At 46.9% G+C, this 17,116-nt stretch carries 15 protein-coding genes; 4 read left to right on the top strand and 11 right to left on the bottom strand.

What is annotated here, in order from left to right; all coding sequences use genetic code 11:
- From ACZ25G_RS03725 to ACZ25G_RS03715, 3 genes are all read right to left on the bottom strand, one after another.
- On the bottom strand, positions 1 to 543 hold a 543-nt coding region (locus ACZ25G_RS03725; protein ID WP_463681589.1), incomplete at its 3' end, for an iron-containing alcohol dehydrogenase.
- A gap of 178 nt (positions 544 to 721) precedes the next feature.
- Positions 722 to 955, bottom strand: a complete 234-nt coding sequence (locus ACZ25G_RS03720) for a hypothetical protein (protein WP_463681588.1) — start codon at positions 953 to 955, stop codon at positions 722 to 724.
- Between the two features lie 205 nt (positions 956 to 1,160).
- Positions 1,161 to 2,327 carry an iron-containing alcohol dehydrogenase gene (locus tag ACZ25G_RS03715; RefSeq protein WP_463681587.1) on the bottom strand — a complete coding sequence of 389 codons (1,167 nt, stop codon included), beginning with the start codon at positions 2,325 to 2,327 and terminating at the stop codon, positions 1,161 to 1,163.
- A gap of 240 nt (positions 2,328 to 2,567) precedes the next feature.
- On the opposite strand from ACZ25G_RS03715, the gene ACZ25G_RS03710 reads away from it, so the two are divergent.
- A complete protein-coding gene (locus tag ACZ25G_RS03710; RefSeq protein ID WP_463681586.1) occupies positions 2,568 to 3,011 on the top strand; it encodes an N-acetyltransferase family protein in 444 nt (147 codons plus the stop codon).
- A gap of 73 nt (positions 3,012 to 3,084) precedes the next feature.
- On the opposite strand, the gene ACZ25G_RS03705 is transcribed toward ACZ25G_RS03710, so the two are convergent.
- Positions 3,085 to 3,771, bottom strand: coding sequence for a 5'-methylthioadenosine/adenosylhomocysteine nucleosidase (locus tag ACZ25G_RS03705; protein WP_463681585.1), 687 nt, complete (start codon positions 3,769 to 3,771; stop codon positions 3,085 to 3,087).
- Between the two features lie 322 nt (positions 3,772 to 4,093).
- On the opposite strand from ACZ25G_RS03705, the gene ACZ25G_RS03700 reads away from it, so the two are divergent.
- On the top strand, positions 4,094 to 5,065 hold the full coding sequence (locus ACZ25G_RS03700) for a type I phosphomannose isomerase catalytic subunit (protein WP_191510401.1): 972 nt from the start codon (positions 4,094 to 4,096) through the stop codon (positions 5,063 to 5,065).
- Positions 5,066 to 5,166: 101 nt separating this feature from the next.
- Here ACZ25G_RS03700 and ACZ25G_RS03695 read toward each other — a convergent pair whose 3' ends face one another.
- The 4 genes from ACZ25G_RS03695 to carB all read right to left on the bottom strand — a co-directional run bounded on the left by ACZ25G_RS03695 (position 5,167) and on the right by carB (position 13,512).
- Entirely contained in the window at positions 5,167 to 5,835 is a 669-nt protein-coding gene (locus ACZ25G_RS03695; RefSeq protein ID WP_463681584.1) for a DUF4867 family protein, read from the bottom strand.
- A 171-nt stretch (positions 5,836 to 6,006) separates the two neighbouring features.
- Entirely contained in the window at positions 6,007 to 7,494 is a 1,488-nt protein-coding gene (xylB, locus tag ACZ25G_RS03690) for a xylulokinase (protein ID WP_463681583.1), read from the bottom strand.
- 148 nt (positions 7,495 to 7,642) lie between these two features.
- A complete protein-coding gene (locus ACZ25G_RS03685; protein ID WP_463681582.1) occupies positions 7,643 to 10,144 on the bottom strand; it encodes a choice-of-anchor I family protein in 2,502 nt (833 codons plus the stop codon).
- A 143-nt stretch (positions 10,145 to 10,287) separates the two neighbouring features.
- On the bottom strand, positions 10,288 to 13,512 hold the full coding sequence (gene carB, locus ACZ25G_RS03680) for a carbamoyl-phosphate synthase large subunit (protein ID WP_463681581.1): 3,225 nt from the start codon (positions 13,510 to 13,512) through the stop codon (positions 10,288 to 10,290).
- A gap of 305 nt (positions 13,513 to 13,817) precedes the next feature.
- Between carB and ACZ25G_RS03675 the strand changes: the two genes are divergently transcribed.
- Both ACZ25G_RS03675 and ACZ25G_RS03670 read left to right on the top strand, forming a co-directional pair.
- Entirely contained in the window at positions 13,818 to 14,846 is a 1,029-nt protein-coding gene (locus tag ACZ25G_RS03675) for a substrate-binding domain-containing protein (protein ID WP_191482489.1), read from the top strand.
- Positions 14,847 to 14,999: 153 nt separating this feature from the next.
- The gene (locus ACZ25G_RS03670) at positions 15,000 to 16,016 is read left to right on the top strand and encodes a substrate-binding domain-containing protein (RefSeq protein WP_191510636.1); all 1,017 of its coding nucleotides are present in this window, start codon (positions 15,000 to 15,002) and stop codon (positions 16,014 to 16,016) included.
- Between the two features lie 35 nt (positions 16,017 to 16,051).
- Here ACZ25G_RS03670 and ACZ25G_RS03665 read toward each other — a convergent pair whose 3' ends face one another.
- The 3 genes from ACZ25G_RS03665 to ACZ25G_RS03655 all read right to left on the bottom strand — a co-directional run.
- Positions 16,052 to 16,228: a hypothetical protein gene (locus ACZ25G_RS03665; protein WP_463681580.1), complete on the bottom strand. Its 177-nt coding sequence runs from the start codon at positions 16,226 to 16,228 to the stop codon at positions 16,052 to 16,054.
- A gap of 6 nt (positions 16,229 to 16,234) precedes the next feature.
- Positions 16,235 to 16,417, bottom strand: coding sequence for a hypothetical protein (locus tag ACZ25G_RS03660; protein ID WP_191482487.1), 183 nt, complete (start codon positions 16,415 to 16,417; stop codon positions 16,235 to 16,237).
- Positions 16,418 to 16,531: 114 nt separating this feature from the next.
- On the bottom strand, positions 16,532 to 17,116 hold a 585-nt coding region (locus ACZ25G_RS03655), incomplete at its 5' end, for a cadherin-like beta sandwich domain-containing protein (RefSeq protein WP_463681579.1).

Raw genomic sequence — 17,116 nt, 5'->3', positions numbered from 1 at the left:
TCCTACCCCTGAAGCAATCAGCTGTTTCGGAGCATCAGCAAAAATATCAGTATCCGCAATGACCGCAATGGGAGCAATTCCCGGCGTCGTCACCTTTGCTCCACGAAAGGTCATAGCGCATACGGTGGATACAAATCCATCTACAGAAGGGGCTGTAGGAATAGAAATAAAAGGGATGCCTCTTTCATGGGCGCAATATCGGGTGATATCGTGAATGGTTCCTGCTCCCACAGCAATCAGATAGTCGGGCCTCCCCATCTGGTCCAGGACAAACTGTGTACTTTTTTCATCCGCATGGATCTGGGGGGAATCAAGAACTACCTTCTCTTCGCTGTTCAAAACCTGAGAGACAGCACTTGCTGCCGCAACATCCGTGTTTCTGTCACAAATGATACAGGCGTTTCCATCAAGCTCCACTTTTTCTAACACATTTTTCAGTTTATAGATTGCTCCGCTTTCCAGAATAATCTCTCGAATGGTAAGTGTATGCTCTCTTCCACAATCGCACTTTTCTCTTTGGAGCTGTTTGACAATCCTGAGCACGGTAAAACCCTCTTTTCCTACTTTTTCGGCAGAGATGTTCTGCCCGTCCTTCCCCTCTTCAAACGTCCTTTGCTTTATTTTTTCTCTCTCTTAAAATGGATGAAACTGATACAATTATAACACAATCTATACAAAAGAAAACCCCGACGTTTTAACCAATTAACGTCGGGGAAAACTCTTATTTTTTCTTCTTTTTGGCAGAAATCACTGCCACTGCCACAATAGCAAGAAGTGAGGCTCCCAACAGGACCGCCATGATTCCCAGCATCATCCCCGAAGTATCCCCAGTGGCCGGGTTTCCTTGGGTCATAACTGAAGGACCACCGTTTCCTGCAAAGGTTTGCAAAGTCGACATCACCATCATTATTGCAGATGACATCAGAAAGGCAGTATGTTTCCAAATTTTCTTCATCGTCCGGTTCCTTCTTCCACTTGTTGTTTCATTTGTGATGTGGACAACCGCAACACAATTCTAACGCATTTTCAAATTATATGCTGTTTATATAGTGCATGTCAATGAAGATTCTCTTGCAAAAACCAAACGATTTTTGTAACTATTCTGCCAGCAACTGCTAAATATAAAAAACCGGACCCATAGGGCCCGGATTTTGAAGGCATTACCGATAGGATTTCTCCAAAATAGAGACAACCTCATCCATAGAAAGCTGATAGCGGTCAACTTCAAACAGTCCGCCCATGGTGTCTTTCGCATGCTTTGCCATCTGAGGAAGCTCCTCTTTCTTAATGCCGTATTCCGACATCTTCAGTTCGTCGACTCCGCAGTCTTTCTGCAATTTCTTAAGCATCTCCACAAAATCCATAGGATCTTTTGCATCTTCTTTTCCCAGCGCTTTTGCCATGGCAATAAAGCGATCTGGCACCTTGTCCGCAAACAGGGTATTGTAAGCCACAGAAACCATAATCAACCCGGCACCATGAGGTAGATCCGGATGGTAACCGCTCATTGCATGCTCAATGGAATGTTCAGAGGTGCAGCCAGAAGTGGACTCCACCATACCGGAAAGGGTATTGGCCAGAGCGACATAGGATCTTGCCTCCACATCGCTGCCATCTTTCACCGCACGGGCCAGATATTTTCCGATCAGTTCAATGGACTTCAGAGCAAACAGATCACTGATGGGATTGGCTACAGATGCAATATAGCCTTCCGTTGCATGGAACAGGGCGTCAAATCCCTGATAAGCAGTAAGCTTCGGAGGAACGCTCATCATGAGATCCGGATCAATGATAGAAAAGACAGGGAAGGTCTTATCGTAGCCAAATCCAATCTTTTCGCCTGTCTCCTCCTTGGTGGTGACAGTAAAAGGATCGGCCTCAGTGCCGGTTCCTGCAGTCGTTGTAATGGCGATGATGGGCAAAGGATCGTTGGGCACCGGCATGCCTTTGCCGGAACCACCGCTGATGTAATCCCAGTAATCCCCCTCATTGGTGGCCATTACTGCAATGGCCTTGGAGGCGTCAATGCTGCTGCCGCCGCCTAGGCCGATAACAAAGTCACAGCCTTCGGATTTGGCCAGTGCAGCGCCTTCCATAACATGGGATTTGATAGGGTTGGGCAGGATCTTATCAAAAATCACATAATCTGTCTTATTCTCTTTCAAAAGCGCGGTCAGGCGGTCCAGGTAACCATATTTTTTCATGGATGTGCCGCTGGAAGTGACAATCAGCGCTTTTTTCCCGGGGAGCTTTTCTGTAGCGATTCTGCCTAGCTCACCCTTGCCGAAAAACAGACGTGTTGGGATGTAGAAACTAAAATTTTGCATAGTTCATTCCTCCTACCGCAGATGCGGCAAAGTTTTGATAATACAACCGTGAAATATTATAAATGATTCAGCGTAAATATACAATGGTGCCTTTGGATTTGCAACTGGTTTCACATCGATCTTTGTAAAATATGCACATAGACTCTGGAGAAGGTCTACCTATTTTGAGATAGCACTCACAGCCTAGCGCAATCCCGCATAAAATAAAGTGACAGACCATGAAAAGAAGGAGGAAATTCTATGCTAAAAATCCGCGATATTACCGAAGATGACCGAGATAGCTTTATTCCTATGGTGGTAGACTTTTATCGCGGTGGCGCCACACTATATGAGGCCAATGTCGGCTATATCTCCCAAACCTTTGACGCTGTCATCCAGCATAGCCCCTACCTACGGGCAGTGATCATACAGCAGGACGACATCACGGTAGGTTATGCTCTCCTTGCCTTCACCTGGAGCAATGAGTCGGGCGGTAGGGTGGTCTGGCTCGAGCAGCTTTACATAAAACCAGAGTTTCGGGGAAAAACCATTGGTTCCCATTTCTTACAGTGGCTCCAGGAGGAATACCGAACATTCAGTCGTATCCGGCTAGAGGTATGCCCCTCCAATCCAGATGCCAAACGACTTTATGAAAAATACGGATTTCATACACTTGATTATATACAGATGGTGTATGACCGTTGATCGCTTGGTTTCGTATTTCCTTCCATCCCATCATACGAGCTCTAAAAAAGCGCGGCAATTGCCGCGCTTTTCTTTATAGATGGTAGATCATATGCTCACAAATAGAGCTTGCCGTCTGGCAATACTCGGTGATGTCAAATTTTTTTACCACCAATTTCTCTTTCGCGCCTTCATCTGCGTCATCGCTCATAGAACGAATGATGACAAAAGGCACATCGTTTTTCATCGCAATGTGGGCTATCGCCGCTCCTTCCATCTCTACGCAAAGAGGAGCGTATTCTTTTGCAATCCTGCTTTTCACTTCGCTCTCGCAAATAAACTGATCTCCTGTAGCAATGGTTCCCACAGCAAAGTGAACATCCAGCTCCTCGCAGGCTTTCTGCGCCGCATGTACCATTTTTTCGTCCGCCTGAAAGCGCTCTAAAAAAGGATAGCTCTGGCTGAGCATAGACAGGGTGGCATCATGGTAGGTAACCATCTGGGAAATCGCTACATCACCTACTCCGAGGGCAGAAGTCATATTTCCCGCAATGCCGCTGTTAATGACCATATCTACTCCAAAGCCAGTAATCAGCAGCTGGGTTGCGGCGGCTGCACTGGCTTTTCCCATACCGCAGCAGCACAAAACTACCTCTTTCTGGTCCAAGCTTCCCACATCTATGTCAATGCCGCCCTGGTGGTAACGTTTTACTTCACCTAACCTATCTCTCAGGATCGCCACTTCTTCTGGCATTGCTCCAATTATTCCGATTCTTTTCATAAAAGCCTCCTATCCCTTTCATTCATCTTTTTCAGTATACGCTGAAATTACCATGCGGTCAACGCCGAAAAATTGTATTCCTTCTTTTATGGTGAGGCTATTAATCTTAAGTTCTGAACTTTTCCCAGATGGAAATCAGCGGCGTTCGCAGAATTCTAAAAATATATAACCAAAAATCTTCTTAATTTTTACTACATTTCTACAATATTTCATTCAAGATATTGCTATTCCTCTGAAAATATTGTTTAATAGTAATCAGAGTTTAATAATACGACTCGGCCGATAGCAATCGACTCATTTCATTTATAGGAGGATGAAATTTATGTTGCAACCCATTCGACTGCGTCCTGCTTACAAGGACTATCCTCATGGCGGCCATGGCCGGTTGAGAGATGAATACGGCAAATTTGACACCCCATATGAAATCACCGCTGAAAGCTGGGAGCTTTCTTGTCATAAAAATGGAGAAAGCATCGTTGTATCTGGCAACCATAAAGGAAAAACACTTTCCGCTTACATCGCAGCTATGAAAGAGGAAGGCTATGATGTAGTTGGAACCGTAGGCCAGAAATATGACCGCTTCCCGCTGCTGGTAAAATTCCTTGACTCTGATCAGGATCTTACATTGCAGGTGCATCCCACCGACGAATATGCTTATCGTGTAGAACACGAGCCTGGAAAAACCGAAATGTGGTACTATGTGGAATGCGAGCCTGATGCTATTACTTATTATGGTTTTAACAGAAAAACCAACCGCGAAGAGTATATTCAGAAGGTGAATGACGGCACCATCATGGATATGATTTCTGCTGTTCCTGTGAAGCCGGGAGATGCTATTATGGTCAACTCCGGCATCATTCACGCAGTGGGCAAAGGCACCCTTTTGGCAGAAATTCAGCAGAACTCTGATACAACCTATTCCATGTATAACTATGGCCGTCCCTGCGAATTCCCCTTCCAGCTGGAAGAATCCGCTGATGTTATGAACTACAATCCGCCTGAAACCGTAATTCTCCCGAAACCAGAGCCTGAGGTGTTTGACGGATTTAAGAAATATTGGGTGGCTGACTGCCAGTACTTCACCGTCTATCGCCTTGAGGTAGAATCCAGCGCCAAACAGGCCACTGGCGCAGATTCCTTCCATCATCTGCTTTTCCTCTCCGGCTCTGGCGAGGTCAAGTGGGATGGCGGCAGTGCTCCTTACAATAAGGGAGACAGCATCTTTGTACCGGCAAACTTTGGTGAATATGAAATCACCGGCAATGGCGTTTGCCTGCTTTCCATCGCAAAATAAAATTGCAGATAAAAACAAAACACCCCGCATTTCAACAAATGCGGGGTGTTTTTCTGTAAATAAAAAGCGGACAGGTCTCCCCATCCGCTTCAAAGATTATTTTATTTGATTTTCAGTTTAAAGTCGTCTCCCACGATACCTACATAAGCGCCATCTTTCGCCTCACTGGTTCCCTCACGGCAGATGACCCATTTATTTTTGGCCAGCAGCATTTTATCTTCCAGATTTTTGACCACTACAGGCTTTTCAAGAGGCATATTGGTACCCTGAGGCAGGCAGACCAGTGTAATAAATCCGGTCTCTTCTACATTGCAGGGACCGTAGTGCAGGCATGTACCATAGGTTTCCAACACTGTACCCGCCGGTACATAGAAAGCTTCTGCATCTTTGGTATCAAATTTGCCGTCCACAATGTCAGACTGACATCCGATCAGGATCACACAGTCGGTTACTGCAATAACAGTTTCATCCCCCTTGTGATATTCCAGTGCGCCAATGCTGTCTCCAAATCCTGCACAGGTACCGATCTGCATAGGCATTTCACCATAGTGCATCTGCTCCAGCAGATCCTTAGGAGCCAATGCTTCCAGTTCTGGCACCGACGCATGATAGTCGCAGCCAGCAGCCGGTATCTTGACAATTTCCTTTGCTTTGGCAATTAGAGCAGAAACATCATAGCCCTCCACAATAAAGCCATATCTTCTAAAGTTGTCATTGGAGACTTTCTTAATTTTCAAATCGGGATTGAGTTTTACCAGCTTCTCATACATGGGAAAAACCTCCGTTTCAAAATAAGTGATGAAATTTGTACGTACATCTTTTGGTGTACAAGGCCATTATAGTCCTTGCGCAGGGTAAAGTAAATCAGTAATTCCCGGGTTTTGATAAAATTGGCAACTCTGTCATTTTTACATCTTTAAATTTGTCATGTTTTACAGTGGTTACAGCAGTGAAAATAGGTCTTTATTGCGCCCATAAAGCTGTTTATATACCTGGTAACGCTGGCGATAAACCTTGCTGTTTTCAGGGATAGGGTGGGTAACAACCGGACTCATGACAATTAACTGATCGCATGCTGCCGCCAGGCTGTCATAAATTCCTACGCCGACACCTGCACAAATGGCCGCTCCAAAGCTAGCCTGTTCCTTACTCTCGGTGGTATAAATATCCTGCTCAAAAACATCCGCCTGCATCTGCAGCAAAAGCGGACTCTTGGCACCTCCGCCAGACGCGATGATCTTGTCCGTTGTAACGCCCAGGGAATTAAATATTTCCAGGCCGTCTTTCAGAGAGAAGACCATGCCCTCCATTACTGCACAGACCATATGGGCCTTGGTATGTTTGATGGTCAGGCCGAAAAAGATGCCCCGGGATAAAGGATCCAAGCAGGGAGTCCGTTCTCCACACAGATAAGGAAGGAAAATCAAACCTTCACTGCCAGGTTCAATAGTTTCCGCCTCTGCATCAAGCTTCTTAAAGCTCTCCTTATAAAAGATATTATCTCTCAGCCATTTTTGCGCGATCCCTCCATTGAGGCTGGCCCCAAGGATGGTCCAGATATTCTTATCCGCATGGCAGAATGTATTGGTACGCAGCTGAGGATCATAGACCGGACGGTCTACACAGCAGGCAATCTGGCTGGCTGTGCCGATATTCGAGGCCACATAGCCCGGACGCACCAAGCCATTGCCTACCGATTGCATTGGCTGATCTCCGCCGCCGTAGACCACAGGAGTCCCCACTGTAAGGCCTGTCTCTGCCGCCGCTTCCGGGATAATTTCTCCCGCAATATCGCAAGCTTCCTTGCACTCAGGAAATAAGTCTCTTTCCAATCCCAGTTCATCGATCAATTCCCAGGCCCAATGGCGGCCGGCAGTATCAAAAGCCACCGAGCTGGAAGCATCTACTGATTCGGTGCCGATCTTTCCCGTCAACTTCATTCTAATGAAGTCCTTGGGCATCATAACCTTATCAATTTTCCTATAGTTTTCCGGCTCGTTGTCCTTCACCCACAAAAGAGAAAGGAGCATAAACCCTGTAGCTGGCGCGTTGAGGGTTACCTTAGAAAATTTTTCTAATCCGATCTTTTCCTTGACAAAGTTAATTTGCTCAGAACTGCGCTGATCCGCCCAGATAATTCCCTTGCGCACCACTTGGCCGTTCTTATCTACAGCAACCAGGCCATGCATTTGACCGGAAAAGCCAATGCCTTTGATTTCGCTCGGTATGATTTTACCTTTGGCAAGCGCTGTACGGATGGTATTCTTGGTGGCATTCCACCACACCATAGGATCATTTTCTGCGTAACCAATTTGCGGAATATCAAAATCATAGTCTTCCTGACCTACGCTAATAATATGACCCTCTGTATCGATAATCAACGATTTTACACTGGATGTGCCCAAATCAATGCCCAATAAATATGACATTTCACTTCTCTTTTTTTGTGGCATATAAATTGTAAATGTATTATACCACTCTCAAGGATACTTTCCAACTTATCGGATCATAAAAATTTTAGTTCATGATCCAAAACAAAAAAGCAGCTGGATGTCCAGCTGCTTTTTTTCTAGATATTTACTGGTACCTTTCTCCAATAACAAGACTGAGTATTGCGCCCGAACCAGCCAAACCAGCCATGGTCCAGAGAATCGCCGGTTCAACCCGCAGCGCCGGACCACCTGTGTTGGGGTTCTCTTTCTCTGGATCTATTGCTGTTGCAGAATCATCGGTGAAATCTATGTTCGCATCACTGTTGTTACTGCCTGGAATGGAGGGATTTTCATCTACCGGCTGTTGAGGTGCGATATAACCCTCAGTCAGAGAATAGACGGCAACCGTGCCGGAGACCTCATGGGCCGCCAGCACCAAGGGATATCCGGTGGGGCTTAATGACGCCGGGATGGTGCAGAGTCCTTCCACCGATACATCACCTTTGACATCCTCGCTGTAATCCCGGGTGGAGATGTAGTCCACGTAAGAGGCATTAGTCGGGTCGGAAATGTCATACATCATCACGCCGCTGATCCTCTCAAGACCGATAAAGGCATAGGTTGTCTCCCCTACCTGGAGTGTTTTGATATCTTCTGGTTCAGGACCTTTTTTTGCACTGCGTTTATCCATCCCTACCTCATCGTTAGAAGTATTGAAGAAGGCCTTGTTCCAGCTTTGTGCTGTTATATTTTCGAAATCGCTGCCGCTTTCATAAACAGTCGTCAGATCAGATGCCCGCAGGATGGAGAAGGAACGTCCCCCCAGCATAAAATTAACAGTTCCGTCCTGATCATCCAAACCATCAATTTTACCAGCGTCCAATACTTCTGTATCCTTAGCATCAGGATCCAAAGATACCTCTTTAATATTTGCATACTCTTCCCATTCTGAAGCGTCGCCCTCATTGGCCGTCAAAATGTAATCCACACCACCGATATCGACACAGGCAATGCCATCGGGCATATAGACGCCATAGAGGTTTTCCATGGTTTTCAGTTCCACCTGATCATTTCTCAGCGCATCGATTTCATTGCCAGCTTGGCTGTGATCCTTAAGGCCCAAGCTTTTGACAGAGATAAACTCCTGCTCTGTCAGGTCGAAAACCGCAATAGAGTTTGCCTCCTGCAGCGAGACATAGGCGGTCTTGCTGTCTGCGCTGACCGCAATGTATTCTGGTTCAAAGTCCTGAGAAGGCATCAGGCCAGTTTTCAGCAGTACACCTTCATTGACCAAATTGTCTCTCTGGGCATCAAATTTCTCAAAGCCTACAGTCTGTGCCGTTGCATTGTCAATTCCTTGGCTCAGATCAACCATGGTAATAGAGCCGGCAGGATCCTCTCCAGCTTCGTATCCATTTCTCGGCTCGCCTTCATCCGCGGTCAGCACAGCGTTTCCGTCAGGTGTGAAGCAGACCATATCCGGCTGCACACCGGTGGAAAAATGTGTCTGGTAGTTGCCGTCATAATCTAGCAGGACAACTGCTCCAGCTTGATTGTATGCCGCGGCCTGGACCGCTACAGCAATCAGATCCCGTTGGGTGTTAACATCTACACTGGTAATATCTCCGCAGTCGAATCCGTGCTCCGCTGCCATGGCATCCAGTTTTAGAGAAACCGCATTGGAAAAACTGGTATCCCCGTCTTTGAGCCCAGAGAGGTCTACAATATCGATCTGCTGCTCCTGTCCACTGACAATGTACATCTTTTGATTGTCAGAATTATATTTGACAATCTCTGCGACACCACCGTCGGGATTGCTAGCTCCTACAGAATAACTGCCAAGATATTGAATCTTTCCGTTCTCACTCTTGTAATTGACTGTCACGATTGGATCAGTCTCGCCGGGATCCTCCTGCTCCAGCGGACCGTCCGCCAGAGAACGGGGCATTGCGGGCGAGGGATCGCTATAATCGACAACCTCAAAATCTGCTCCATTGTCATCGGTATCTACATTCCGGTCGGTGCGGATAAAACCTTTTTTCTTAGATTGTCCCGCCACCGGATTTGTCTCGCAGCCGTCAATTGCGTCAGTCTCCCCTTGGTCGTTGCCTGCGGTACCGATCATATCCACATAACCATCCACTTTTGTACCTTCACCATCTGTGTTAAAGGGGTTGACAACCTCATCCCCCAAAGGCGCTGTCGTGCTCAGAAGCACTGCTTTTCCCCCTTTGGTACAAAGGGATACATCCTCCCATTGGGCATCAAACTGGGTCAATTCTACAGAACCATCTGTATCATTTGTGCCGCAGCCGATCAAATAGGAGCATTTGGCGGGAATCACAGCGCTGCTGTCAAAGGTAAATACCTCCCATCCACTGCGCTGCTCAGCAAACTGGGTGGGATAGGGCTGATACTGAATTGAATAACCGTTCAGTGAAATTTCCTCATTTGTGGGATTATAGATCTCGATAAAGCTATGGGAAACTGGCACACCGCTTGCCGCATTTCCCTCTTCATCCACAGCGCCTGCATAAAAAGCCGCAATCACCAGATGGTCTGCTGCCTCGCCCTCTGCAAACACAGGGATAATAGCGGCAAGTCCAATGATTACAGCCATAATGGCGCTTAAAATGCGCTTCTTCATAAAATATCCTCCTGTTTATGTGTTTGTTTCATCATAGCATGGGCAGTTATAATCCACCTGATGGACGGGTAAAGGTCGTGTAAAATAATGAAGCAACAAAAAAGCGGCGCCTCAGGCGCCGCTTTGTATAGAGCAGAGAAGATTTATTTTTCAATGATCTCTTTATGATACTGCTGAAGGGATTTAACCTTATTGATCTCTGGGTTGGAGGCCGCTTTGATACCAATCACCGCCGCTTTGGCCGCAGCCATGGTGGTGATCTGGATCACCTTGTTTTTGATAGCAGCCTTACGGATATAGCTGTCATCGTTGGAGCCCTGTTTGCCAATGGGGGTATTGATGACCAGATTAATCTCCCCGTTGGTAATTGCGTCGACAATGTTTGGTCTGCCCTCATGGAGTTTTTTAATAAGAGTAGCATTGACCCCATTTGCTTTAAGTAGATTATAGGTGCCTCGAGTGGCATAGATCTTAAAGCCAACTTCCTCGAAACCGCGGCCCAGCTCTACCACCTCATCCTTGTCAGAATCGTTGACACTGATGAGCACACTGCCGGACGTGGGCAGCGGAGTTTGGGTAGCCTCCTGGGATTTGAAGAACGCAACACCAAAGGAGTTGGAAAGTCCCAACACCTCGCCGGTGGAACGCATCTCGGGCCCCAATACCGGGTCAACCTCCTGGAACATATTGAAGGGGAACACCGCTTCCTTCACACCATGGTGGGGGAAGATATGCTCTTTGAGGTTCACTACTGTATCTTTTTTACCGGTCAGGTCAGAGGTGATAATCTCAGTAGCTGCCCGGACCATATTGATATTGCACACCTTTGAAACCAGCGGCACTGTACGGGATGCACGGGGATTTGCTTCCAGCACGTAGACTTTATCATCGGCAATGGCGTACTGCATGTTCATAAGTCCTTTGACGCCCAATGCCCTGGCCATCTTCTTGGTATACTCTTTGATGGTGGCTACATGTTTTTCTGGAATGGTCATAGACGGTACAATACATGCCGAGTCACCGGAGTGGATACCTGCAAGCTCAATATGCTCCATAACCGCAGGCACAAAGACATGCTCTCCATCACTGATGGCGTCCGCCTCGCACTCGGTGGCATGCTGTAGGAATCGGTCGATCAAAATAGGCCGCTCTGGTGTGACACCTACCGCCTGGGCCATATACTCCCTGAGCATGCTGTCGTCGTGAACTACTTCCATGCCCCGGCCGCCCAGAACATAGGAGGGACGAACCATCAGCGGATAGCCAATCTTCTTGGCAATCTCCAAAGCCTCATCAATGGTGGAGGCCATACCAGATTCGGGCATGGGAATCTGCAGCTCATCCATAATAGCGCGGAAACGGTCTCTATCTTCTGCCAGATCAATGGCGTCAGGAGAGGTTCCCAGGATCTTGACTCCCGCTTTTTCCAGCTCAAAGGCAAGATTCAACGGCGTCTGTCCGCCAAACTGGGCAATAACTCCCAGCGGTTTCTCTTTATGGTAAATGCTCAAAACGTCCTCTAATGTCAGCGGCTCGAAGTAGAGCTTATCAGAGGTGTCATAGTCTGTGGATACTGTTTCAGGGTTACAGTTGACAATGATGGTCTCAAATCCCAAATCCCGCAGGGCAAACGCCGCATGGACACAGCAGTAGTCAAACTCAATACCCTGGCCGATGCGGTTGGGGCCGGAGCCCAGAATCATAATCTTTCTGCGCTCAGAGGGGGCGGGAGAGGAATCCTTGGCATTATAGGTAGAGAAGTAGTAGGCCGCATTTTCCACACCGCTGACAGGTACAGCCTCCCAGCCTTCTACAACGCCCATAGCTTCTCTCTGCGCCCGAATCTTCTCCTCTGGAATCTCCAGAATCTTGGCCAAATATTTATCTGCAAAACCATCGAGTTTCGCTTCTTTCAGCAGATCATCCGGCAGCTCCTCGCCCCGATAGGATAGGAGTTTTTCCTCCAGATCCACCAGTTCCTTCATCTGCTCCAAGAAATATTTCTTGATTTTGGTCAGTTCAAAGAGCCGGTTCAGATCCGCGCCTTTGCGAATGGCTTCATAAAGGATAAACTGCCGCTCACTGGTGGCAGTTCCCACCAGCGCATACAGCTCATCCAATGTTTTTTCATGGAAGTCCTTGGCAAATCCCAAACCATACCGTCCGATTTCCAGACTGCGGATTGCTTTTTGTAGTGCTTCCTTGTAGTTTTTGCCAATACTCATGACTTCGCCGACAGCACGCATCTGTGTGCCCAGCTTGTCTACCGAGCCTTTAAACTTTTCAAATGCCCAGCGTGCAAATTTAATAACCACATAGTCGCCGGAGGGCTTATACTTATCCAAAGTTCCCTCTTTCCAATAGGGAATTTCATCCAAGGTGAGTCCGGCGGCCAACATTGCGGAAATCAGCGCAATGGGGAAACCTGTCGCCTTGGAGGCCAATGCCGAAGAGCGGGAGGTACGGGGATTAATCTCGATAACCACCACACGTCCGGTTTCTGGATCATGGGCAAACTGTACATTGGTTCCGCCGATGACCTGGACTGCTTCGACAATTTTATAAGCCTGCTCCTGCAGTTTTTTCTGGAGATCCTCAGAAATGGTAAGCATAGGCGCGCTGCAGAAAGAGTCTCCGGTATGCACACCCACCGGGTCAATATTTTCAATGAAGCAGACGGTAATCATCTGGTTTTTGCTGTCGCGGACAACTTCCAGTTCCAGCTCTTCCCAACCAAGTACCGATTCCTCGATCAGAACCTGGCCAATCAAGCTGGCGCTGATGCCACGGCTGACCACTGTTTTCAGTTCATCCACATTGTAAACGAGTCCGCCGCCAGCGCCGCCCATGGTATAGGCCGGACGGACTACCACCGGATAACCCAGCTTCTCCGCAATCTTAACGGCCTCCTCTACCGAATAGGCAGGTTCAGAGCGCGCCATATCAATGCCCAGCTTATCCATGGTGTTCTTAAATTCAATGCGGTCCTCGCCCTTTTCAATTGCCTCGACTTGGACTCCAATGACCTGCACATTATATTTGTCCAGGACACCTGCCTTATATAGCTCGGAGCAAAGGTTAAGTCCAGACTGTCCGCCAAGATTGGGCAGCAGGGCGTCCGGACGTTCCTGCTCGATAATCGCAGTCAGTCTTTCTACATTGAGCGGCTCAATAAAGGTAACGTCCGCCATGTCTGGATCTGTCATGATGGTAGCAGGATTGGAGTTGACCAGCACGACTTCGTATCCCAGTTTCCGCAAGGCTTTACATGCTTGCGTTCCAGAATAATCGAACTCACATGCCTGACCGATAATAATCGGCCCTGATCCGATGATCAGTATTTTGTTGATGTCGCTACGTTTTGGCACTTTGCGCACTCCCCTTTTCATCTCAATCTTTCTTTACTGCGCGGGCCTACAAACCGGCATAACTACGCCATTTTATAGTCTCCAATTATTATACACACGCATGAAATGATATGCAAGCGCCAAAATACAAAAAAATAGCCAAAAAAAATCCTAGAGAAAATTTACATTTTTTCTATTTTTCCTTGGCCACTTTCACACTTCCACATTTTGTCCCTTGCTTTTCATATGGTGTTGAATTATAATCTGTTTATATATACCGTGTATTAATTTTATAGTTCAATTCTGTGTAAGAAGGAGTGCAAATCGTGGCCCCCAAAAAGCCAAAGCAATATCTTGGCGTACGTGAAATCGCTAAGCTTGCCCATGTTTCCCCTTCCACTGTTTCTCGGGTGATCAATTATCCGGAACGCACCTCCGACAGTGTGCGGGAACGGGTCAATCGGATTATTCAAGAATATCACTATGTGCCCAACCAGATGGCAAAAAATCTGTTTTCCCAGTCTTCCAATTCTCTGGCTATTTTTATCCATGATTTTACCAATCCTTTTTATGGCCTCCTCATTCAAGAACTGGGACAGATCGCTTTCAAAAATCAATATAACCTATTAATTTGTAGTACCCTTCACAATAAAAATCAGGAAATCGAATATTTAAACTATTGCCAAGCAGTTCGTACTAAAGGAATTATCTCCATTGATAATCATCCCAGCAATATGTACGAGCATCTTCATGATTCAATTAAGCTGGTTTCCTTTGACTGCAAGGTCGATAGCATTCACTATTCTTCTGTCACTTCTAATCACTATCAAGGGATTGAATTGCTTCTTAACCACCTGATTCAGCTGGGTCATCGGAAAATAGCCTTTGCAACGGTTAACTCTCCCACAATGCAGGCGGCCAAATTGCGCCGACAAGCCTATCAGCAGCTGATAGGCTGGCATCATAATCTCCCCTATCGAGAAGATTACTGCCAGAAATTTGAAGGCGGCAACCGTGCTACCCATTCTGGTAAAGCAATCATCGACTACTTTATGAATCTTCCCGATCCGCCCACTGCCATTCTTTGCAATAATGATCCCATGGCCATCGGCACCTTAATGTATGCCCAATCCGTAGGCATCCGCGTTCCTGAAGATTTGTCCATTGCCGGTTTTGACGGGCTGACAGAGAATTTTTCCTATCCCCGGCTGACAACGGTATTGCAAGATTACAAAAAAATCGCCCAAATTCTTTTTGACGATGTTGTGGATCCCAGCCGTTCCTCGGAGGTGCACCATGATATTGTGGATGTGGCCCTTTCCATTGGCGAAACGACTGGGCCAGTCAAAAAATAATTTGCCCCATACTTCGGCTCCTTTTGGAGCCTTTTTTGTTGTTCTATACTTTTTCGCTTTACCACACTATCTACTTGCATTCTTTTAGATGATATTTTATAATAAAGCTGTACGTCTGTCGCCATCAGTTTCGGACAAAAAGGAGTGCCCGTTTTGAATCAGAAAAAGCAAAAGGAGTATCTGGGAATCCGGGAAATTGCCAAGCTTGCCCATGTTTCCCCTTCTACCGTTTCTCGCGTCATCAATTCCCCAGAACGCACCTCTGTGGAAGTACGTGAGCAGGTCAACGCCGTCATACAGAAATATCACTATGTGCCAAATCAGATGGCGAAAAACTTGTTTTCAAAATCGTCCAACTCCATTGCAGTTTTTATTCACGATATGACCAATGCCTACTTTATACTCCTGCTCAAGGAACTAAGCCGGCTTGCCTTTGAACATAAACTCACTTTACTCACCTGCAATATTGACAACAACCACATCCAAGAACAAGAATATCTGGATTACTGCCAAGCCATTCGGACAAAAGGAATTATTGTGGTCGACGGTCCTCTGACAGAACTATACAAGAGGGTGCCCCCTTCCATGAAACTAGTGTCATTTGACCGAACCATGGATAGCCTCAAGTGTTCTTCGGTCACCGCCAACCATCTGCAGGGAATCGATTTATTGTTGGGATATCTCGTGCGGCTAGGACATCGTAAAATTGCTTTTGCTGCAGGGAACAATAATAGTTTTGCTGCCAAAGCCCGCAGGCAGGCCTATCAGCAGTTAATTGGCTGGAAATATAACCTCCCCTATCGAGAGGAATATGTTCATGGTTTTGAATGCTCTATTCGCTGTGGCCTGGATATTGTCAACTATTATATGTCCCTGCCCGATCCGCCCACTGCTATTGCCTGCGCCAATGATACTATGGCTATCGGTGTGTTGATGGGGGCACAGCATCTGGGGCTTCGGGTGCCAGAGGATCTATCCATCGTCGGTTTTGATGGGCTCAACGAGAATTTTTCTTTTCCTCGACTCACCACTGTCAAACAGGATTATAAACAGATTGCCCGGCTTCTCTTTGATAACATTACCGATCCAAAGCGTACAGAGGAAGTGCATCACGATGTTGTAGATGTCACACTTTGTATCGGACAGACAACCGGCCCTGTAAAAAAATAAAAAAGCCAGACCCCTTTCACAGGGGCCTGGTTTTTTTATTTATCCCCGCTGAGCAAATTGTCTGCATAACGACGCAGAGTCTCAGCATTGTGGATTTTGTCTGCCCTTTCACAGATTGACTCTTGTACATAGACAGGCAGCGAAGAAAAATATTGGTTGATCCTTCCATCTAAACGAATCATCTCGTGCAGGTCCCGATATTGATGGGCCATAATAAATCACCTCTCCTGTTCTTGGGCACGGGTGTCCAGATCCTTCCTCAGCAGTTCTGCACACTCCTGCAGTTCTCCCAGGGTGGTGATTTCCACGCCGGAGGCCGCAAGCTCATTGCGCACATAGCCTGGCAAAGAAAGAAAGTATTCCCTCAAGTCCGGATTGTCACGGTAAAAATTGACGGACATCCAATCACCTCACCTTTAGTTTTCACACAAAAGGCCCATTCAAAAGTGAAAAATTTTACCTTTCCATAAAAAAAGTGCAGCCAAATGATTGGCTGCACTTTTTAGCATGTTGATTTATTTTTTCTTGCGGGAGGCAAAGACAATCAGTGCGGATGTTCCCGCCAGCAGGGCCAGCGCCACAGGCAGATTCGCTGCGTCACCCGAGCTGGGATTCTCCTTATCTTTGTCTGTATCTGTGTCAGAAGTTGTGCCGTCCGGCCATCTCCAGTCACTTCCGCCACCGCTGATACTTCCATCCCCGCCGGGCTGGATCTCCTGGTCAGCGCGTGTCACCACGATGGTATAGGTATTGGTGCCTCCATCGCTGCCGGTCAGAGAAACTGTAATGGTATTTTCTCCCACAGACAAAGGAATGGGATCACAGTAAATACCGCTTTGGACATCCACGCCATTGATCTTCACCGCAATCTCATCGGCAAAGAATGCCTTGACCTGGATATTGTTGACCGCATAGGCCACCGATGCCTTGTATTCTGTCACATTGGAATCAAATTCAGGATCAAGAGTTCCATGAGAGAGCTGTAGATCGTCTAATACCGGTGTTTCCGGCTCAGGAATATCTCCATCCTTCTCCCTTGTCACAACGATAGTATAGCTGTTGGTACCTCCATCGTTACCAGTCAAGGAAACTGTAATGGT

The organism is Zongyangia sp., from assembly GCF_965361945.1.
This window is presented reverse-complemented; position numbering and strand designations above follow the sequence as displayed.